Source organism: Planococcus sp. ANT_H30 (genome assembly GCF_008369335.1).
GTDB classification, from domain to species: domain Bacteria; phylum Bacillota; class Bacilli; order Bacillales_A; family Planococcaceae; genus Planococcus; species Planococcus kocurii.
In genome coordinates this window covers 184724-204069 of sequence record NZ_VOBJ01000003.1, presented here as the reverse complement: position 1 = coordinate 204069, position 19346 = coordinate 184724, and the positions used below count along the sequence as shown (strand labels likewise).

The 19346-nt window shown below is 41.1% G+C and carries 20 protein-coding genes; 13 read left to right on the top strand and 7 right to left on the bottom strand.

From position 1 onward, the window contains the following. Positions 1 to 2 precede the first annotated feature (2 nt). The 4 genes from FQ085_RS09440 (at position 3) to FQ085_RS09425 (ending at position 4707) form a co-directional block, all read left to right on the top strand. Entirely contained in the window at positions 3 to 2390 is a 2388-nt protein-coding gene (locus FQ085_RS09440) for a glycogen/starch/alpha-glucan phosphorylase (RefSeq protein ID WP_149456537.1), read from the top strand. 19 nt (positions 2391 to 2409) lie between these two features. Further along, positions 2410 to 3219 (top strand): SDR family oxidoreductase, encoded by an 810-nt coding sequence (locus FQ085_RS09435; RefSeq protein ID WP_149456444.1) that lies wholly within the window; start codon positions 2410 to 2412, stop codon positions 3217 to 3219. 92 nt (positions 3220 to 3311) lie between these two features. Continuing rightward, a complete protein-coding gene (locus FQ085_RS09430) occupies positions 3312 to 4442 on the top strand; it encodes an MBL fold metallo-hydrolase (RefSeq protein ID WP_262499780.1) in 1131 nt (376 codons plus the stop codon). A 4-nt stretch (positions 4443 to 4446) separates the two neighbouring features. After that, positions 4447 to 4707 carry a DUF3006 domain-containing protein gene (locus FQ085_RS09425; RefSeq protein ID WP_058386552.1) on the top strand — a complete coding sequence of 87 codons (261 nt, stop codon included), beginning with the start codon at positions 4447 to 4449 and terminating at the stop codon, positions 4705 to 4707. A 500-nt stretch (positions 4708 to 5207) separates the two neighbouring features. Here FQ085_RS09425 and FQ085_RS09420 read toward each other — a convergent pair whose 3' ends face one another. The 3 genes from FQ085_RS09420 to FQ085_RS09410 form a co-directional block, all read right to left on the bottom strand. Next, positions 5208 to 5507 carry a DUF3219 family protein gene (locus FQ085_RS09420; RefSeq protein WP_058386551.1) on the bottom strand — a complete coding sequence of 100 codons (300 nt, stop codon included), beginning with the start codon at positions 5505 to 5507 and terminating at the stop codon, positions 5208 to 5210. 18 nt (positions 5508 to 5525) lie between these two features. After that, positions 5526 to 6581, bottom strand: coding sequence for a YkvI family membrane protein (locus tag FQ085_RS09415; RefSeq protein ID WP_058386550.1), 1056 nt, complete (start codon positions 6579 to 6581; stop codon positions 5526 to 5528). A 227-nt stretch (positions 6582 to 6808) separates the two neighbouring features. Next, positions 6809 to 7138, bottom strand: a complete 330-nt coding sequence (locus tag FQ085_RS09410) for a YflT domain-containing protein (RefSeq protein WP_058386549.1) — start codon at positions 7136 to 7138, stop codon at positions 6809 to 6811. A 122-nt stretch (positions 7139 to 7260) separates the two neighbouring features. Here FQ085_RS09410 and FQ085_RS09405 point away from each other — a divergent pair, with 122 nt between their 5' ends. The 5 genes from FQ085_RS09405 to FQ085_RS09385 all read left to right on the top strand — a co-directional run bounded on the left by FQ085_RS09405 (position 7261) and on the right by FQ085_RS09385 (position 11674). Further along, on the top strand, positions 7261 to 7995 hold the full coding sequence (locus tag FQ085_RS09405; RefSeq protein ID WP_058386548.1) for an MBL fold metallo-hydrolase: 735 nt from the start codon (positions 7261 to 7263) through the stop codon (positions 7993 to 7995). A 98-nt stretch (positions 7996 to 8093) separates the two neighbouring features. Then, on the top strand, positions 8094 to 9116 hold the full coding sequence (locus tag FQ085_RS09400) for an LLM class flavin-dependent oxidoreductase (RefSeq protein WP_149456443.1): 1023 nt from the start codon (positions 8094 to 8096) through the stop codon (positions 9114 to 9116). 114 nt (positions 9117 to 9230) lie between these two features. Next, entirely contained in the window at positions 9231 to 9872 is a 642-nt protein-coding gene (locus FQ085_RS09395) for an NAD(P)-dependent oxidoreductase (protein ID WP_058386546.1), read from the top strand. A gap of 166 nt (positions 9873 to 10038) precedes the next feature. Beyond that, positions 10039 to 10308, top strand: a complete 270-nt coding sequence (locus FQ085_RS09390) for a hypothetical protein (RefSeq protein WP_058386545.1) — start codon at positions 10039 to 10041, stop codon at positions 10306 to 10308. Between the two features lie 85 nt (positions 10309 to 10393). Beyond that, positions 10394 to 11674 carry a purine/pyrimidine permease gene (locus FQ085_RS09385; RefSeq protein ID WP_058386544.1) on the top strand — a complete coding sequence of 427 codons (1281 nt, stop codon included), beginning with the start codon at positions 10394 to 10396 and terminating at the stop codon, positions 11672 to 11674. A 441-nt stretch (positions 11675 to 12115) separates the two neighbouring features. Here FQ085_RS09385 and pepF read toward each other — a convergent pair whose 3' ends face one another. Continuing rightward, positions 12116 to 13927 (bottom strand): oligoendopeptidase F, encoded by a 1812-nt coding sequence (pepF, locus tag FQ085_RS09380; RefSeq protein WP_058386542.1) that lies wholly within the window; start codon positions 13925 to 13927, stop codon positions 12116 to 12118. 709 nt (positions 13928 to 14636) lie between these two features. Here pepF and FQ085_RS09375 point away from each other — a divergent pair. Further along, positions 14637 to 15098, top strand: coding sequence for a PaaI family thioesterase (locus tag FQ085_RS09375; protein WP_058386978.1), 462 nt, complete (start codon positions 14637 to 14639; stop codon positions 15096 to 15098). Between the two features lie 33 nt (positions 15099 to 15131). Then, positions 15132 to 15335: a hypothetical protein gene (locus FQ085_RS09370; RefSeq protein WP_149456441.1), complete on the top strand. Its 204-nt coding sequence runs from the start codon at positions 15132 to 15134 to the stop codon at positions 15333 to 15335. A 28-nt stretch (positions 15336 to 15363) separates the two neighbouring features. Here the strand turns inward: FQ085_RS09370 and FQ085_RS09365 are convergent, their stop codons facing one another. Then, positions 15364 to 15660 carry a hypothetical protein gene (locus FQ085_RS09365; protein WP_058386540.1) on the bottom strand — a complete coding sequence of 99 codons (297 nt, stop codon included), beginning with the start codon at positions 15658 to 15660 and terminating at the stop codon, positions 15364 to 15366. Between the two features lie 129 nt (positions 15661 to 15789). Here FQ085_RS09365 and FQ085_RS09360 point away from each other — a divergent pair, with 129 nt between their 5' ends. Continuing rightward, complete coding sequence (locus FQ085_RS09360; RefSeq protein WP_058386539.1) at positions 15790 to 16467, top strand: hypothetical protein; 678 nt, start codon at positions 15790 to 15792, stop codon at positions 16465 to 16467. A 117-nt stretch (positions 16468 to 16584) separates the two neighbouring features. On the opposite strand, the gene FQ085_RS09355 is transcribed toward FQ085_RS09360, so the two are convergent. After that, on the bottom strand, positions 16585 to 16857 hold the full coding sequence (locus FQ085_RS09355; RefSeq protein WP_058386538.1) for a GNAT family N-acetyltransferase: 273 nt from the start codon (positions 16855 to 16857) through the stop codon (positions 16585 to 16587). A gap of 142 nt (positions 16858 to 16999) precedes the next feature. Here FQ085_RS09355 and FQ085_RS09350 point away from each other — a divergent pair, with 142 nt between their 5' ends. Beyond that, positions 17000 to 17908 carry a catalase family peroxidase gene (locus FQ085_RS09350; RefSeq protein ID WP_058386537.1) on the top strand — a complete coding sequence of 303 codons (909 nt, stop codon included), beginning with the start codon at positions 17000 to 17002 and terminating at the stop codon, positions 17906 to 17908. Positions 17909 to 17948: 40 nt separating this feature from the next. On the opposite strand, the gene FQ085_RS09345 is transcribed toward FQ085_RS09350, so the two are convergent. Next, the gene (locus tag FQ085_RS09345) at positions 17949 to 19322 is read right to left on the bottom strand and encodes a Glu/Leu/Phe/Val family dehydrogenase (protein WP_058386536.1); all 1374 of its coding nucleotides are present in this window, start codon (positions 19320 to 19322) and stop codon (positions 17949 to 17951) included. Between the last annotated feature and the right edge of the window lie 24 nt (positions 19323 to 19346).

The window sequence follows — 19346 nt, the reverse complement described above, 5'->3', positions numbered from 1 at the left end:
TGATGTTTTCTTCTAAAGAAGAGTTCAAAAAAAGCTTTATCACACGAATCGAATCTAAAGATATGAGAAAAACGACGGAGCTAGCTTATGAGATACTGTGGGAAATGACTTGTGAGTGGATCAAAGAGAGTTGGGATCGAACAAACGGGCTGTATAAAGAAAATGATGAAAAACAATTGTACTATTTCTCTATCGAATTTCTGATTGGTCGTGTTTTAGGACAAAACCTTATGAATATAAATGCTTACCACATCGTTAAAGAAGGTCTTGATGAACTGGGCTTTCAACTTTCTGAAGTAGAAGAACTTGAAGTAGAGCCGGGTCTTGGTAATGGCGGGTTAGGAAGATTGGCAGCTTGTTTTATGGATTCGCTGGCTTCTCTTCAATTACCGGGACATGGCTATGGGCTGCGCTATAAAGGGGGGCTATTCACTCAGCATTTCGTCAATGGCTATCAGACAGAACAACCTACGGAATGGATACAAGAAGAGCACAACGCAGATGCTCGTCGTGAAGACCTAGCAATAGACATTCCTTATTATGGAGACGTTCAATTAGTCATGGGGATAGACGGACTAAAGATGAAGGTAGAAAATTCGGAATGGGTCAAAGCAGTACCTTATGATATGCCGATTGTCGGAGCAAATGGGGGGACAGTTAATACACTTCGGTTGTGGCAGGCAGAAGTTTCAAATCTCCCGTTTCCCGGAGATAAAGATTACTTGGTTTATGAACAAGAAACCGCCAAGATCACCGACCGACTTTATCCTGATGATTCTCTAGAATCTGGCAAAATCCTCCGTTTGAAGCAACAATACTTTCTCTGTAGTGCATCACTCCAAGATATCTTGAACAATCGCAGCTTTTCTATGGAGAAACTTCCAGAAAATGTCGCCATTCAAATCAATGATACACATCCAGCTTTGGCCGTTCCAGAATTGATGCGCTTATTGATTGATGATCATCACCTCACTTGGGAACAAGCTTGGGATATTACGACGCGCACTATTTCCTATACAAATCATACGATTTTGGAAGAAGCGATGGAAAAATGGGACAGTCGGCTGATTCAATCTTTACTGCCAAGAGTCTATACGATTATCGAAGAAATCGACAAGCGTTTCAAAGAAAGTCTAGAGACACAAACTATAGACGAAGAAACATTTCGAAAGCTGTCAATTATTGAAAATGGTGTGATTAAAATGGCCGTATTAGCAGTAGTAGGAAGCTATAAAGTAAATGGTGTGGCCAAACTGCACACAGAAATTTTGAAAAAACGAGAAATGAAAGAACTGAACGAACAGTTTCCGAACAAGTTTCACAATAAAACCAATGGCATCGCACATCGAAGGTGGCTCGTTAAAGCCAACCAAGAGTTATCTGGACTAATTACTGAAACAATTGGACCTCGGTGGATTGAAGAGCCTGAACGTTTAAACGAATTGCATTATTTTGCTCAAAATCATTCCTTTCTTCAAGATTTTCAAGCGATTAAAACCTTGAAAAAAGAACAATTACTTTATCATCTTCAACGAAATGAAAATATAATTGTAGATCCAGCTTCTATTTTTGATATCCACATTAAACGTGTTCATGGCTATAAGCGACAGCTAATGAACATCATGCATATTCAAATGCTTTGCGATCGAATTAAACAAGATTCAACGTACCAGCCACATCCACGAACTTTCTTTTTTGGAGGAAAGGCGGCGCCGAGTTATCATTTTGCCAAACAAGTAATTAAAATGATTAATACGGTGGCAGTGAAAGTGAATAATGATCCACTGCTAAGAAAACACCTGCACATTGTCTTTGTCGAAAATTACAATGTCACGCAAGCTGAATACTTAATTCCAGCAGCTGATGTGAGCGAGCAAATATCTACCGCTTCTAAAGAAGCTTCCGGTACGGGCAATATGAAGTTGATGATGAATGGGGCATTGACGATTGGTACCTTGGACGGTGCGAACGTCGAAATATTCGAGCAAGCTGGTCAAGAAAATGCGTTTGTCTTCGGGATGCGTGCTGAAGAGGTTATGCAGTATGAAAAAGAACAATCCTATGATCCGAAAGAAATAATCAATTCAGATCCTGAAATTAAAAAAATGATGAAGCAGTTGGTTGATGGAGAATGGACAGAAGGAAAAGAGAATGTTGACTTTATTGTGGGGCAGCTGTTAGAAGATAGGGACCCTTATTTTGTTTTGAAAGACATTCACAGCTACTCAAATGCACATGAACGAATTTTGGCAGCTTATGCGAATCCAGTAAAATGGGCTGAAATGTGCGTCAAAAATATCGCTGCTTCCGGTATTTTCTCAAGCGACCGTACCATTCAGCAATATTCGAATGATGTTTGGCATTTAACAAAAATCCCCAGCGTATATTAGTCGGTGAAAGGGTGGAAATATGGCAGATCATCATTTTGATAACACTGATTTAAAAGACTATAAGGCCAGTGGAGCACTCGTTGGAAAAGTTGCAATTGTTACAGGTGGCAGTAGTGGTATCGGTCAAGCAGTAGCAATCGCTTACGCCAAGGAAGGCGCTAAGGTGGTTATCGGTTATCTAGGAGACGATGAAGGTGCTCAAAAAACCATCACATTAATTGAAAATTATGGGGGCAAAGTGAAAGCGTTAAGCGGTGATTTAGGGAAATCAGCGAATTGTGATGAGTTGGTCCAGTTTACTTTAGCGGAATTTGGCCAAGTGGATATAGTGGTCAATAACGCAGGTTACCAATATCCTCAAACTTCACCACTTGATATTACAGATGAACAACTACTTAAAACTTTTGAAATCAAAGCCTTTGCTATGTTTTATTTGACGAGAGCGGCGCTTCCGCATTTAAAAAGAGGTTCACGAATTATCAATACCGCATCCATCAACGCTTACCGGGGACATTCGGATTTGATTGATTATGCGGGAGCAAATGGCGCGATGGTTGCGATGACGCGGTCGCTGGCAAGACGGTTAGTGCGCGAAGAAATTGCAGTGAATGGCATCGCACCAGGGCCCATCTGGACACCGCTAATTACAAAAACTTTCGGTGATTTAAATCCAAATGTCGCTGATGATTTTGGTGAAGATGTTCCAGCTGGACGTCCAGGGCAGCCGTACGAATTGGTGAAGGCCTATGTTTTTTTGGCAGATCCGCAAAATTCATATATGACAGGTCAATTTTTGCATATGAATGGTGGCGACTATATGTCTACGTAAATAGAAGAAAGCAGGGCAAGAGACGTTTCTTGTCCTGCTTTTTCATTTCTGTTTTCATATGCTAAAATTTAGTGGAGAACAGGAGTGAGTTTTTGAAAAAAAAAGTAGTGTCCTTCCTAGTGATTTTAATGTTACTGTTGCTGTCAGCTTGCAACAAAGCAGCTGAGCAACCAAAAGACGAAGCAGTGAATAATGAGGAGCAGCAAGAGAACGATAAAGATAAAGTAGAACAGCCTGTCCTAAACGAAGATGTTGCAGAAACCTTGAGTGTACATTATATAGATGTTGGCCAAGGCGATGCCACACTAGTAGAATTTGAAGGGTTTTTGATGTTGATTGACGCGGGCCATTGGAAATCAACCCAAGTAGTAGATTACTTGAAGCAGCAAGGCATCAAAGAAATTGATATTGTGGTGGGTACTCATCCGGATGCCGATCATATTGGTCAACTGGCACAAGTAATCGGAGAATTTGAGGTTGGAGAAGTGTGGATGTCCGGTAATACGAGTAGCTCTAATACATTTACAAATGCGCTGCAAGCTATTGAAGCGAGTGATACAGCGTATGATGAGCCGAAAACAGGTGACATTTTTGATGTGGGCTCTTTGCAAATTGAAGTGCTACATCCAAAAGAACTTACCGGTGCAGCAAACGAGGAATCCATTTCATTAAGAATCACCTATGGGGATGTCGATTTTGTTTTTACAGGAGATGCGGGCATTACAGAAGAACAACAAATGATTGACAGTGGTATCGAGTTAAATGCGGAAATTTTGCGTTTAGGACACCACGGTTCCAATACATCAACCAGTGCGGCTTTTTTGAAGGCAGTTAATCCTGACGTTGCAATTTATAGTGCAGGAGCCGATAACTCTTATGGACATCCGCATGCAGAAGTAATTGCAGCTGTAGAAAATGCGGGAGCAGAAGTCTACGGGACAGATGTCAACGGCACGATTGTGGTGGAAACAGACGGTAAATCCTATCGTGTGAAAACGCAGAAGAAAGGCGTTCCCACTGAAGGAGAAAATCGGTGTATCGATTTGAATATTGCTTCTTCAGCGGAATTGCAGGAGATATCGGGAATTGGCGATGCTTATGCAAAGGCAATTATCGAGCAACGACCGTTTGAAAGCGTGGAAGAATTAATTGATATTAAAGGAATTGGGCAAGGGACGCTGGAGGTTATTCAAGAACAGGGCCTGGCTTGCATAGGAGGGTAATGCGATGAAAGGAATTTTGGACCGTATTGAAGACGGTAGATATGCGGTCATCTTAGTAGAAGCAGAAAAACTTGAATTGATCTTGCCTTTCGATTGTTTGCCTGCCGGAAGCCATATTAATTCTTGGTTCACGATTGATGCAGAAAACAGACAACTTTCTATCATTCTGGATGAAGAAACCTCTCTTATCAAAAATCAACAAACAGAAGAGCTGATGGATCGATTGAGAATGAGAAAAAAAGGAAGCCGTTTCAAAAGAAAGTAAAAAGAAGGGGATGTCTTAAAAGGTCGTAAACAATGGCTTTTTCGGTGCAGCCCCTTTTGTCTGCTAAAGAACAAGCTGATGTCCATTGCGACGAAGCTAGCAAATCTTACAGAAGCATATCTTTGCCTTTCGTCGTCCTTCATTACCATCAGCCATTTTGACTCTAGAAAAAGAGACGAAAACCACTCATTTCTGTAAGAAGACGCAAAATTGATGGAAAAAATGTGCTTGGTCGTGTCAAGCGCAATCGGTCCTTCCTAAAATTATACTTTCAGGAACTCGAAAAAGTACACACCGATTTTAGGATTGTCGCACGGGCTCACAATTTTTTGGAAGTAGCTGGTATCCATCAGCTACTATCTGCATTTTCGGCGGCAATTCAAAAAAACAGACGGAGAAAAAGAAACGCTTTTTCTCCGTCTGTTTTATGTTAGAGGCTTATCGGACAAGCTCCTCTTTGTACTTGTATATAAGTTATAACGGTTTTCTACTTAAGCTATCTAATCTTGTTCCAGCAGTTCTAAATGGTAATCGGCTACTTGATTGGGTTTGTACAAATCGGTAATCGATGTTGAGTAATCGATAATCGATGCATTGAAATCCAATTCTTGAGCTGGAATACGGATTCGCAAATTCAGTTGATATAACAATATTGCAATGTCATGATAGTCTTCACTTGTTACCTTGAAGTCAAAAGAAATTTTTCGTTTGTTTGAGTGAACATTCGAATCCTCCATTAATTCTGCTTTGAAATGAAGAGCTTCTAGTTTAGTATCGTTGATCCAAATAATCGTTTTCATTACTCGCTTCACCTCTAGTTATTGAAGTTTTGTTTTATGCGGTTGTCGAATGTCTGCAACAATCAAAGCGATAACAAGGAACAAACCGAGAAAACCGATGGTCGGATAAAACAGACTAACAAGTTTCGTGAAACCAACAAAGCTCAATACATAAGCGACAAGCCCGACAGCAATGATGAACATGCGAGATTTCATCGTACCCATTTCAACAAAGCGCGCTGAGAATGAAAACAGCATGCTGACAGCGGTGTTGTAGATCATGCCAAAAAGAATGAATGACATGAAGACTCCAAGAATTGGTGATAAATCATCAGCTATTTGCAGTAAAGGCATTTCTGCGCTACCGACAACATCCACTTTGGAGAAAATCGCCAAATGGCTCAAAATAATTAGACCACCTAAAATAAGTCCGCCGATGAGTCCCCCACGTGCTGCGACTTTTTCGTCTTTTTCAGTACCACCCATGACAATGGCCATTGAAGCACCGACAGCTATATTAAATGATACGTAATTTATAGCGGACAGGAACCAGTTGGGTAGAACAGAAGCTTGATCATTAGCGATGGGGTTTAATGATGCAAATGTGGCATCCATCGTCAGTAAACTATAGACCGCTAAAACTACAACGGCAATAATTAAAAATGGTGTAATACTACCAATGATAGCAATGACTTTTTTAACATTCAGCATGATGGTCAAGACGACTAGAATCGCCATGACTGTACTACCAAGTGGAGCTGGCAAATTGAATTGCTGAGAGAAAATAGAGCCTGCTCCGGCAATCATCACGACACCCACTCCAAAAAGAGTCAGAATGATGATGTAATCAACAATCGTACCAATTATTTTTCCGCTAATCCCAAAAATAGCTTCTTTATGTGATGTTGTTTTCATACGACTTCCCAGTCGAGTTAAACTCATTCCTAAATATGCAAATAAAGCAGTTGCTAAGATTGCTGCAATAGTTCCCATATAGCCAAAGCTAGTAAAATACTGAAGAATTTCTTGGCCAGAAGCGAATCCGGCACCGACAATAATGCCGACAAAGGCACTTCCCATTTTTAAACTTTTCATGTTGTTCCCCCTTGATGCTGATTGCTACGGATGTAAGTTTTTTAAAAATTAGAAAATCCTTATCTAAATATAGCAAAAAAATAAAGCCGATACAATAAAAAAGAGAGGTAAAGCGCTGGCTAACTCTATATTAGTAACACTTAAATAGGAGGGAAAAATCAGTGGACATGTTGAATTGGTACATAAAAAAGCATTGCCGATTCGACCGGCAATGCTTTACTAGTGAATTACTTTACGTCTTTATTTGCAATAATAACCAATTTCCCTTTATCAAGCTCTTCTTCATACTGTTCTGCTTCTTGATCAGATAATCCAGCAGCAGCCATCTTCGCGCGAAGCTCGTCGCCTCGTGAAATTGTCATGTTTTTCATGCTGTCGAGGAAGCCTTGTTCTTTCATGCCGACTTCTTCAGTGTCTAGTGCTTTCGAGATGTCCTTGCCACGCTTTTTATCATGCGCAAAGATGTAAATATCTTCATGTGTGTATCCCTGTGCTTCTAGTTTTTCGATTTCTGATTTGGCTTGAAGTGCGTTTTCGACTGTCATTTTTACTGTCAATGTAATCCCTCCAAATAATTTCTAACTTAGTAGTATATATACCACGATGCAAGAGGGGTTAAACAAAAGGATGTGTGACAAATCAGTTATACTGAAAGAAATTGAAGCTAGGGAGTGATTTTTTGAAGATCATACCGATTGGAATTTGGGGAGGCTACCCCAATAAAAATGAAGCGACTTCGGCATTTTTGATTGAACAAGAGGGGTTTCGCTGTTTGGTTGATTGCGGCAGTGGAGTAATAGCAGCCGTACAGAATTACACAGAGTTACGTGAGTTGAATGCTGTAATTATTAGCCATTATCACCCAGATCACATTGCCGATATTGGTGTACTTCAACATGCGGCTATGGTAGGTATGCAGTTAAAGGAATGGCAAACGCCTTTGTTAATTTATGCACATGACAAAGATTCAGAAGAATTTAGCAAGCTTTCCTATAAAGGGGTGACAGAAGGGCGTGCGATACAAGCTTCGGAAACAATGGAACTCGGACCGTGGCAAGTGTCATTTTGTGAAACAGTTCACCCTGTTTATTGCCTAGCTATAAAATTCACTGCAAACGGTCGGACAGCTGTATTTACTGCAGATACCGGCTGGAAGCATGAGTTACTGGATTTTGCTCGAGAAGCTGATCTGTTAGTTGCTGAATCGAATCTCTATGAGAAATACGTCGGTATCATTCAAGGACATTTGAGTGGCAAACAAGCAGGAGAGTTGGCGGAACAGGCAGGGGTTAAGCAACTGCTACTAACACACTTACCTCAATACGGAGACTTAGCCGAGATTTTGCAAGCGGCTAAGTCTAGCTATACTGGCGAAGTTGAGTTTGCAAAGATCGGCAAAAAATATATGATTTGACTCTCAGCTGACATAAGCTAGCAGCAGGCAGATAGTTTGTGTGCTAGCTAGTTTACTTTTATCCTTAAAGCATACGAAAGCTGAAAGGAAGTTTGACGATGACACAACCTATAGATTCGGTTCCAATTTCCGTTCTGGATTTAGTTCCAGTTCGTGAAGGCGGAACGACAAAAGATGCATTAGATGAAATGGTCACGATTGCCCAGTACGTAGAAAAACTAGGATACAGTAGATTCTGGCTTTCTGAGCACCACAATACAGCTACACTAGCAAGTTCTGCTACAGCAATATTGATTTCTAAAGTGCTTGAAAACACCGAATCTATTCAAGTAGGTTCGGGTGGCATTATGCTACCTAACCATACGCCATTGGTTGTCGCAGAGCAATTTGGAACTTTAGAAACGATGCATCCAGGCCGTTTAAACCTCGGTCTTGGCAGAGCACCAGGTACAGACATGCAGACGGCGCATGCGCTCCGCAGAACGACGCAAGAAACGGCATTTGCTTTTCCGCAAGATGTTGTCGAATTGCAAAGCTATTTAAACTCTCTTGAAGAACAAGGTCCTGTCCGGGCGCATCCAGGCGTAGGAACGGGAGTACCGATTTACATCTTAGGTTCTAGTACTTCTAGTGCACAGCTTGCAGCACGTCTTGGTCTGCCATACGTATTTGCAGCTCATTTTGCACCGCAACAACTAGAACAAGCCTTACAAATTTACCGCAACGGCTTCCAACCTTCTGAATACTTGGCTGAACCGTATGTGATGGTTTGCGTCAACGTTATCGGAGCTGACTCCAATCAGGAAGCTGAAATTTTATCAACGTCTGCTGATCAATTTTATTTGAATGTCGTAAGAGGTAGTAAGAATTTATTGAAGCCGCCACTTGATACGATGGACGGACAATGGAGTTACCGCGAGGAAATGATGGTGCGGGGAATGTCGCAATACACGTTCAAAGGTGATGAAGAAACGATAAGCGAGCGTTTGGGAACGTTTGTAGCCGACTTGCAGATCGATGAAGTAATTGCGGTTTCTTATATCTACGATCAGGAGAAAAGAAAACGCTCGTTTGAAATTCTCAAACAAGCCGCAAATCGCTTTACTGTTGCTACTGTATAAATTTCCAGTGAACCACTCAATAGCTCGTTGAAGAGTCTGACAAAAATCTGCTAAAGCAGTGCAAACGGATTCTATTGTTTTCTATATAGGGAATAGAGACTGGAGGAGAGGTAAATGAAAATAGGAATTATCGGAGCTACAGGAAAAGCGGGCAATCTGATTTTAAAAGAAACGTTAAAAAGACGTCACGAAGTAACAGCCATCGTCAGAAATTCACAGAAAGTCGAAAACCCAGACGTGTCAGTGATTGAAAAGGACGTCTTCAGTTTAACGGCAGCAGATTTGTCGCCATTCGATGTTGTAGTTAATGCATTTGGTGTTCCACCCGAAAAGGCTAAGCAGCACATTGAAGCTGGAAGAATTTTAATAGAAGCATTGAAAAAAACTCAAGGAACTCGTTTGATCGTAGTGGGAGGCGCCGGTAGTTTGTTCGTTGATGAAGCGCGGACAACTCGCTTGGTTGAAACCCCTGAGTTTCCTGAAGCTTTTAAATCAATCGCGAGAGGACAAGCGCAGAATCTAGCCGATTTAGAAGCGTCAGAGGGAGTTCGGTGGACATTTTTAAGTCCCGCGGCATTTTTCGATCCCGATGGACGCCGTACAGGTCGTTACCAAAAAGGCGACGATGGGTTTATTGTTAACCGTAAAGGCAAAAGCTATATTAGCTATGCTGACTATGCAATTGCCGTAGTTGATGAAATCGAAAGCGGTGAACATGAAAACAAGCGATTTACTGTGGTTTCTGAAAATCATTAATAGCCTGAAAAAGTCGATTTCACGTGAAGTCGGCTTTTTCATTAGTATGAAACTCTTGGAGGATCAAAAGAACTTGCCATGAAATGTTCACGTTCCGTAAAAGAATAGCCTTATGAATCATGTATAATAAGATGAAACTTGAGGTTTAAAGGTGGGAATCAATACAATGGATTTTTTATATTTTCCTGAAGACAAATCGGAATACATCCCTGGGATTATTTCTGTCGTTATTATATTTATTTTGTCCGTGCTGATTGTTCGGTTATTAGTTAAAGCTTCTCGTAAACAAGTGAAACAACTGGAAGAACAAGGTTATCCGGCAGTATATAAAGATGGTTTTGACGCTGGAAAATCAGATCAAGATGTCGTAGATCCACAAGAAGCGGTACGCATAGCGAACGAAAAAAAAGCAGCACATAAAAAAACGAAGTCCTGACAACTGTCAGGACTTCGTTTTTTTTATGTTTCAATAGGTGTATACTGTAATCATTGATAACAGCCAAGAAGTGGAGAAATTGATTATGAAAAATATTTTTGGTGGAGTGCAATGGGCGGTTTTCCTGATCGCCTCTTCCATTGCAGCACCAGTCGCAATTACCGGCATCTTCGGTATGGACACGACAGATGCGGCATTATTTGTGCAACGAACTATATTCGTACTCGGAATTGCTTGTTTAGTACAAGCGTTTATCGGGCACCGAGTGCCAATTAATGAAGGACCGGCCGGGTTATGGTGGGGAGTTTTCATTGTTTATGCGAGTTTGGTTGGAATACTATATTCAACTATGGAAGCATCTCTCCAAGCGTTGCAAAGCGGCTTATTATACAGTGGTGTTTTGTTTATTGTGTTTGCTTATACAGGCTTAGTTGATAAGCTGAAAGTCCTCTTTACACCAACCATTACTTTTGTTTACTTATTATTGTTGGTGCTTCAAATTAGTGAGTCGATTTTGACTGGCCTATTTGGAATCGTTTCAGAAGGCGACCCAGTGGATGGGGTCGTACTAATAGGCAGTATTGTGATCATCGTATTGACTTTCTTTTTTATGAATCACAAAGCAGCTTGGGTTAGCCGTTATTCTGTTTTGTTTGCAATTGCTGCAGGTTGGTTGATTTTCTGGGTGATTGGCAAATTGCCAGAAGCTGAAAACACCACTAGTGACTTAATTTCCATGCCGGAAATGTTAGTTTTTGGACCGTTGATTTGGGATAGTGGGATGTTCGTCACAGCCTTGTTTTTGACGATTTTGCTGATTGCCAATATGATGGCATCAATTCGTGTGATGGAGAGTGTTTTGAAGAATTCTTTTTCAATTGAGGTACCCGATCGTATTAAGCAAGCATCCGTAGCATCAGGAATCAATCATATTATTGCTGGATTATTTTCTTCAATTGGACCTGTACCTATTTCTGGAGCGGCTGGGTTTGTTAGTGCCACGAAAACACCAGCGCTAAAGCCTTTTATCTTTGGCGGTGTGATTGTTGTGTTGATTAGTTTTTTTCCGGATATCATGGCAATTCTTGCTTCGCTGCCAGCGCCGGTAGCGTACGCTGTCATTTTTGCAGTATTCACCAAAATGGTGGAAATGGCCTTTATTGAACTAGAATATGAAACAAATAAACAGCGTGCTTATAAAGTAGTAGCTTTTGGTCTGATGAGCGGTGTTGGCATCATGTTTGTACCGACTGAAAGCATGGCGAACTTGCCTTCTGTTGTGGCAGCTACGTTATCAAATGGTTTAATCACCGGTACCATTATCGCCATTGCTGTAGAGCAGCTATTATTGTGGCAGAAAAAATGAAAATGGAAAGAGCCTTACGCAGCTACTTTGCGTAAGGCTCTTTTTTAGACTTTGGGGCGCTTGCGCTTTTTTGTGTCCAGACTCCAGCGCCCAGCCCCTCGAGTCGCTTCAGCTTGGCCACTAATGGCTGAAAAACGCCATGACTGCCCAAGCTTCCAGCGCTTGTCGGAGCTACACGGGCGCTTGCGCTTTTCTTATTGTCCAGACTCCAGCGCCCAGCCCCTCGAGTCGCTTCAGCTTGGCCACTAATGGCTGAAAAACGCCATGACTGCCCAAGCTTCCAGCGCTTGTCGAACCTACACGGGCGCTTGCGCTTTTCTATGTCCAGACTCCAGCGCCCAGATTCTAGGGACATAAGCCAACCCAGCTGTGCGGCAAAGTGCGCCGCTTCGCCGGTTTGTCTTATGCCCGTCGAATCTACACGGGCGCTTACGCTTTTCGTTATTCCGCTTCGATTTCGTTAGTAAGACGGACGAGTTCGTCAACCAATTCTCCGATATAGGAAATCGTGTCGCGTAATGGTTGTTCTGTCGTGATATCGACTCCAGCCATCTGTGCAAGTTCTACTGGTGATTTAGTGCCGCCGGCTTTTAAAACTTCCAACCATTCATCTACGGCTGGTTGTCCTTCATTTAGAATTCGCTTGGATACTTGAGTGGAAATGGTCAATCCCGCGCTGTAAGTGTACGGATATAAGCCGAGGTAGTAGTGAGGCTGACGCATCCACGTCAATTCAGCGCCATCTGTAATGTCGACAGCATCTCCCCAGAATTCTTCCAGAACACTGCGTTTAATCGTATTCAGAATTCCCGCATTGACGCTTTGCCCCGCATCAATCCGTTCATACACTTTGCGCTGATAAGCAGCTTCAAGTAAGTGTGTAACGAAGTTATGATAATAGGTTCTAGCGACGATTGATGAAATTACCCAGCGTTTAAATTTCAGGTCTCCCGAATTTTTCAATAAATGATTAGCGACAAGCATTTCATTCATTGTAGAAGGTGCTTCGATAAAATAAAGAGACGGCCGGGCATTAAGAATGTTCTGCTCTCGGTTGGCATTATAGAAGTGACCCGCGTGGCCAAGTTCGTGAGCCAGCACAAAGACTTCGTTCATGCGACCAGTCCAAGAAATTAAAATATAGGGATGATTTCCGTAAGGGCTCGAACAGAAAGCGCCGGTAGATTTCCCTTTGTTTTGGGCAAAGTCGATCCATCTTTCAGAATAAGAGCGATCGACCATTTCAATATAATCCGGACCCATAATGGCAAGAGCATCATCGATATATTGTTTGGATTCTTCAACCGTAATTTCGGGTTCGTAGCTCGGATCTAACGAAATTTTCAAATCGGCGAAAGTCATCCGATCCAGTCCATGGACTTTCTGCAATAGTTTGGCGTATTTTTGCATATGAGGTGCAAGTTCCTTTGTGATTAAATCAATTTGGCGATCATAAAGAGAGCGATTTACTTCTTGGTTAAAAAGAAGGTAGTCAAAAATACTGTCATAACCACGTAAATCTGCTGTTGTTTTTTCCGTCTGCAATTGTATATCGTAAGTTTTAGCCGTCGTATGCTGATAGTCTTTTAGTTTTTTTGAAAAAGCGTCAAATGCTGCACGACGAATTTCTGTATCCGGTTCTGCTTCCCAATCCCCTTCGAAAGAGACATAGCTAAGTGGATACTGTTGACCGTTTACTTCAAAATCCTCAAAGTTCATATCGACCATTTTTGTTGTATTGTAAAGGCCATAAGGTGCGTTAAATGTCGATGAGTAAGCGGCCAAGCTTTTTTCTGCTTCTGGATGCAGTTGATAAGGTTTTTTTCGGAGAAGTTTTTTAAGAAATACGTTAAATTCTGCTGATTCTTCTATTGCTTGCTCTACTGTTTCTTTCGGCAAAGTGAGAAGTTCGCTAGTAATAAAAGAAAGTGTGCTGCCAATTTTAGCGGCAGCTGCGCCAAACTTACTAGATTGCAGCTGAGCCTTATCGTCTGTTTGATCTGTGCTGGCTGACAAATTTGCATGAGTGCTTAACAATACTAACTTTTCTAGAAAAGCCATGTAGTCTGTTAACACTAAAATGATAGTAGACGCATTGACAATTTGCCCTTGGAATTTTTGGTTTAGATCTTCGGCTTCTTGCTCGAGACTTTCTAAGGCCAGATTGAAATTGTCAGAGCTGTTGTATAAACTGGATAAATCCCATGTCTCTTCGACGGGTATAGTTGAACGCGGGGGTAAACTTGTAACCATATAATCTCTCCTCTATGTATTACGGATTTCGAACTAATTACTAGTATAATCGGCAAATATAAAAATGTAAAAATAAATTTCAGAATTTATTAAAAAATTTTAAAAAGTAGGTTTATTTATAGATTAATGGTGGTACTATATAAATACAAGGCGGAATCACCGTCAGAAGAATACGACTGGATTCGATCCAGAATCGCCTTCGGACGAGAAATTGCACAGCCTTGGCGGGAAATTTGCTTTACTGACGATATTTACTCTTGTCAGGGACCATCGTTATTCAGGTTTCTATCCGGTAAGTGTTTCAAACAGTAAGCCGTAAGTTTTTTGTGGAAGTGCATTTGAAAGCCTGACTGCAGTACCGAAAAATTCACTGAGATATTGATGTGAATGCAATTGCCTTATTGGCGAATGACAGTCAGCGTAACTAAACTGCAATGACGAGAGTTTCGTATTCGTCAGAGATGTACAGTTTGTAGAAAGAATTTAATAGGATTTTCCGCGTGCAAAACTCCCTCAGGGTTTTCGAGGGATGGAAAAAGGAAAAAGCATGATCTGATGAAAAGGATCATGCTTTTTCCTTTGGATTTTGAAATATCAGTTTTTTAGTGTAGGCTATTTGTATAGACTTTTGAAAAGTTAAAGTTTATGTAAGGTATGTTCAATGCTAAAAAAGGAATAGGGGGAATTAGTCGTGGAGAATCATTCAATAATGGCAATACAGGACGAATATGCAGAAGACTTTGCCTGGTGTTATGGTTGCGGTAGACTCAACACAGAAGGTCATCAATTCCGTACAGCCTGGAACGGCGAAGAAACTGTTACTTTATATAGACCCAAACAAGTACATACAGCAATTCCTGGATTTGTTTACGGAGGATTGATTGCTTCGTTGGTTGATTGTCATGGAACGGGTTCGGCGTCGTTAGCACTGCACCGAAAAAACGGTTTTGAGCCAGGAAGTGGGGAAGCACCGCCACGTTTTGTTACAGCTTCTTTACAGGTTGATTATTTAAAACCGACACCTCAAGGAATTGTTTTAAAAGCAGTTGGCAAAATCGAAGAAATTCATCCAAAGAAATTTAAGGTGAAGATAGAGGTCTTCGCAGGTGAAACGCTATGTGCAACAGGCGAGGTCAAGGCAGTAGTAATGCCGGCTTCTTTTGCTAAATAAATTGAAGTGGATTAGAAAAAGGAGTGCTTGACGATGATGGAGGATAAAAAAGAAAAAGAACTAGAAGAACGTTCACAACCTATAGAACCGGAAGAAATTGAAGCAGAAATTGAACCGGCCGAAAAGGATTCGAAGTTTGATAAAATCTATAGCAATGTTGCATCTAACCGGTACGAAAATCTGCAGACGAGTTACATTGAATTGAAAGCTAAAGAACTGCGGAAACGCAAAAAATAAAAGATTGAGTGCGTAGGCACTCGATCTTTTATTTTTTTGAAAGTTTTTCAATTTCTTCTGAAACTACAAAAGCCAAATCATCGTTTCCAAACATTTGGAGAACATCCAATAAGGTTTCGTGGCTAAGGTCCAGTTCTTCGCCATCTGCCTGATCGATTGCAACAGTCAGGACAGAACTTTGTAATTGTTGTGGGTATGCACGCTGATAAAGTTCAGCGGGGTTTAGTTGATAGTTTATACACCATTGAACAAAAAGTTGTACCATGATTTGTTCATCTTGTTGGTATTTTTTAATGATGTATTCATCTCGATTTTCATAGTCCATGTATAGGCACCTCCACCATAAATAGATTAGTGATAGTAGCATACCAAACTATTCAAGTACCTGCATGGACTTCTGCCCATTTTTCCTCTAGAATGGAGGCATAGCAACAATAGTATCGGAGGATGAATTATGAAGTTATTGCAAGTACGAAAAGGACAATTCGTTTATTACCAAAATGAATTGCACAAAGTTTATTCTGTAAAACCGCTGGCTAAAAGGTCAGTACTGATGTTCCGTGTTAAAGATATGGAGCAAGTCTCAAGCAAAGCTGACGAAGTCACATTCTACAAACCAAAGCACATGGATTCTTTCTTATTCTTTGGTTCTAGATTTACTTTGCGTGAAAATCAGCCGGCAGAAGAAGGCGGCTATATCTTAATCACTAAACCAGATCCGGATTACATGGATCATTACTCGCTCAATGAATTTGAAAGAGTTGAGTCGGTTGAAGGGAAAAACGTTATTACGACGCGTCAAAATACGGTGAAATCAAAAGAATTTCTCGTGATGACACCTGGCGAAGAAGCGAGTAGCAACGATATCGTTTACTTTGATAAATCTAAGGTGTCGGCTGAACAGCTCGAGCAAGACGCTCAATTAGAAGAAGTACTGCGTGAGAAAAACGCAATTCGCCCTTCTATTGGAGATGTCTACTTGAACTTGGATAATACAGGAACGGCAATGGTAGTGGCGATAGTTGAAGAAGAAGTGATTCTGGGTACAGGAGAGCGACTTACTTTTCACCAATTGTACAAAGCAGATAACTGGAGTTATTTGTATAACATCACGGATGGCGAATTTAGATAGAGAGTATAAAAGGCGACCCCATTGCGGGTCGCCTTTTAGTTCGGTTATTTTTCCAGCACTTGGCTGGATATCTAAAAATTACTTTGCTTAAAGCAAGTTCTTGCTCTAGGCGGGTGATTATTTATTTTCCAGTACATCCTGGAATTCGGGTGTTTTTTCGATAACGCTATTGGCAAATGGGCATTGGGGGTCTATTTTTTTGTTTTCACTGCGGGCGTATTCCACAATTTGTGCAACTAGTTTTTGACCGATTCCCTGCCCTTCTAACTGTGGAGACACTTCAGTATGATCGATAGTTAGTACCTCGTTTTTTGTTGTATAGCTTAAAAATGCTATTTCTTCGGAATTTTCAATTGCTGAGATTTTTTTATTTTCCTGTATGAAATCCACTAACGTTCCCTCCTCCGATTACTAGTTATCCGACTGTCTTTTACTGTATTCCCTTTAGGAAAAAGAATATTCATTTATGTTCATCTAAATGAAGAAGTTAAAAGCAGAAAAAAGGGTATGCAACGATATAAGAGGTGATGAAATGAAAAAACTGGCAAAGACCACTATTGATCAAATTGAAAAGGTGTTTGATGTCCCAACAGGTTACCGGAGAGCTCATGCAAGAGGAAAAAGCTATAAGGCTCGTTTTATAGCAAACGGTTCCGCTAGTCATTTAACTGTAGCGCCCCATTTCCAAAAAGGAGAAACCGCAGCATTTGTCCGATTTTCACATTTTTCTCCAGATCCAACATGGGCTGATGCGATGTCTCCAGTCAAAGGAATGGCCGTTCAATTCCTTTTGCCGGATGGTGAAATGACGAATATCGTAGGTGTCACCTCTCCTGTTTTTTTTGCTAAAACACCTGAAATCTTTTCTGAAATGCTTGGCGTGGTAAAGTCGTTTAAAAAAGGAAAGCCTAGTTTAAAAGAGCTGGTAAGCTTATTAGCTGATTATCCTGAAAGTGGGGCGATGCTCAATAATATTCGAAAAATGCAGGCGCCTTCTAGTTTTTCTACAGGTCAGTACCATTCCATTCATGCGTTTTATTTGATTAGCCAACAAAGTCAAAAGCAGCCGATTAAATATCTTTGGGAACCGGAAAATGGAGTAGAAACTTTGTCTCCGCTTGACGCAATCGCTTTACCGGTCGGATTTTTCGAAGCAGACATGGAAGACCGGATTGCAAAAGGTCCTGTAAAATTCCAGCTTGATGTCATAATAGGTCAATCGGAAGACCCCACGGATGATCCGACGAAAGAATGGCCAAAAACTCGGGAAAGACTAACGGTTGGTTATTTGGAAATAACGGAAAAAGCACCAGAGGCAGAAGGTATTTTGTTCGACCCGACTGTTATGACAGCAGGGCTCGAATGTTCAGAAGATCGAATTCTAAACTTTCGGCATCATGCATATGAAATTTCTCATCAACGCAGAATGTCAGAAACGTAAACAACGCACAGCCCTTGATAAGGCTGTGCGTTGTTTACGTTTAATAAAGCTTACCCTGTCGATAAATGACAGTCGATAATCGCATAACCGCGTGAATAAAGCAGTTTTGACGAAGAGCAAATGGATCTCCATAGTACTGCGGGAGAATCATGTCCATCGTTTCTTTCATTTTGTCTATCAATAGCCGATAGACTTCGGCTTCGTCATAAAATTGAGTTTCACGTCCTTGTAGCCACTCAAAATAAGAGACAATGACCCCCCCGGCATTTGCCAGAATATCAGGAATGATAACGACTCCATGCTCACTCAAGTATTGATCAGCTTCTGGTGCAGTCGGAGCGTTCGCGCCTTCAATGATGATTCGTGCTTGAACGTCTGCCATATTGTCTTTTCGAATTTGGTTTTCTAACGCTGCGAGAAGCAAGATATCCACGGGTAACGTAACTAGGCAGTCACGATCTTTGATTTCAGCCTTAATAGCAGCGTTTTGCAGCTGCTCTTCTGTGGATGGTAAATCACCACGATTCGTTTTGGCGAATTCAATTAATGTAGGTATATCCAATCCGTCTTCATTGTATAAAGTAACGTTGCGGTCACTAACAGCGACAATTTTATGTTTGATTAAATGGCAGTGATAGGCTTCGAGGGCGGCTACAGAGCCCACGTTTCCGAATCCTTGAACCGCCATTTTTAATGGCCGGTCGTATAACTCTAATGTCGTTTTGGCAAAAAGGTTGTCGCTTTGGGCAAGCATTTGCTCATTGGCTTTCACGTAATCATGAAGTAAATAACGGAATGTAAAGTATACTCCTTTGCCAGTTGCTTCACGTCTGCCAAGTGAACCACCATTTACAACACTTTTACCAGTAAAACTTCCTAGGTAAGGGGTGCCGTCATGGATTTCCTTATATTCTGCCATCATCCAGTCCATTTCTCGTTCGCCCGAACCCATGTCTGGTGCAGGAATATCTTTGTCAGGACCGATAACATCTGTGAAATACCGAACATATTCTTTAGAAATGAGATTGAGTTCTTTTTCTGAGTAGTTCCTCGGATTGATGACGATGCCACCTTTTGCTCCTCCAAAGGGTACTTTGTGAAGAGCATTTTTTAAAGTCATCAAAAAAGCGAGGTTGATGATTTCATCTTCATTGACGCTTTCATGGAAACGGATACCGCCCTTATAAGGACCCATTGCATTATTATGCTGTGCGCGATAAGAAGGAATTCGGACCACACTTCCATCATCTAATGGAATCCTGAGAAAAGATTTATGTAGATTGTCGGGGGTGGAAAGAATTGCACTTAGTGAAGTGAATGCCTGTCTGCGATTTTCTAGGTCGGGTAAAAATGAATCATTTTCTAGCAAGGCATCTAATGATTCCTGTATCACTTTTTGAGTTTCTGTCTGCATGACTAGAACACCTCCAAATGTATA

Coding starts and splice junctions, on each gene's coding strand:
- pepF (WP_058386542.1), bottom strand. CDS start 13,927: ATGGTTACAAGTTTACCCCCGCGTTCAACTATACCCGTCGAAGAGACA.
- FQ085_RS09435 (WP_149456444.1), top strand. CDS start 2,410: ATGGCAGATCATCATTTTGATAACACTGATTTAAAAGACTATAAGGCC.
- FQ085_RS09365 (WP_058386540.1), bottom strand. CDS start 15,660: ATGGACTATGAAAATCGAGATGAATACATCATTAAAAAATACCAACAA.
- FQ085_RS09390 (WP_058386545.1), top strand. CDS start 10,039: ATGGATTTTTTATATTTTCCTGAAGACAAATCGGAATACATCCCTGGG.
- FQ085_RS09395 (WP_058386546.1), top strand. CDS start 9,231: ATGAAAATAGGAATTATCGGAGCTACAGGAAAAGCGGGCAATCTGATT.
- FQ085_RS09370 (WP_149456441.1), top strand. CDS start 15,132: ATGATGGAGGATAAAAAAGAAAAAGAACTAGAAGAACGTTCACAACCT.
- FQ085_RS09415 (WP_058386550.1), bottom strand. CDS start 6,581: ATGAAAAGTTTAAAAATGGGAAGTGCCTTTGTCGGCATTATTGTCGGT.
- FQ085_RS09345 (WP_058386536.1), bottom strand. CDS start 19,322: ATGCAGACAGAAACTCAAAAAGTGATACAGGAATCATTAGATGCCTTG.
- FQ085_RS09385 (WP_058386544.1), top strand. CDS start 10,394: ATGAAAAATATTTTTGGTGGAGTGCAATGGGCGGTTTTCCTGATCGCC.
- FQ085_RS09420 (WP_058386551.1), bottom strand. CDS start 5,507: ATGAAAACGATTATTTGGATCAACGATACTAAACTAGAAGCTCTTCAT.
- FQ085_RS09375 (WP_058386978.1), top strand. CDS start 14,637: ATGGCAATACAGGACGAATATGCAGAAGACTTTGCCTGGTGTTATGGT.
- FQ085_RS09360 (WP_058386539.1), top strand. CDS start 15,790: ATGAAGTTATTGCAAGTACGAAAAGGACAATTCGTTTATTACCAAAAT.
- FQ085_RS09440 (WP_149456537.1), top strand. CDS start 3: ATGTTTTCTTCTAAAGAAGAGTTCAAAAAAAGCTTTATCACACGAATC.
- FQ085_RS09400 (WP_149456443.1), top strand. CDS start 8,094: ATGACACAACCTATAGATTCGGTTCCAATTTCCGTTCTGGATTTAGTT.
- FQ085_RS09350 (WP_058386537.1), top strand. CDS start 17,000: ATGAAAAAACTGGCAAAGACCACTATTGATCAAATTGAAAAGGTGTTT.
- FQ085_RS09425 (WP_058386552.1), top strand. CDS start 4,447: ATGAAAGGAATTTTGGACCGTATTGAAGACGGTAGATATGCGGTCATC.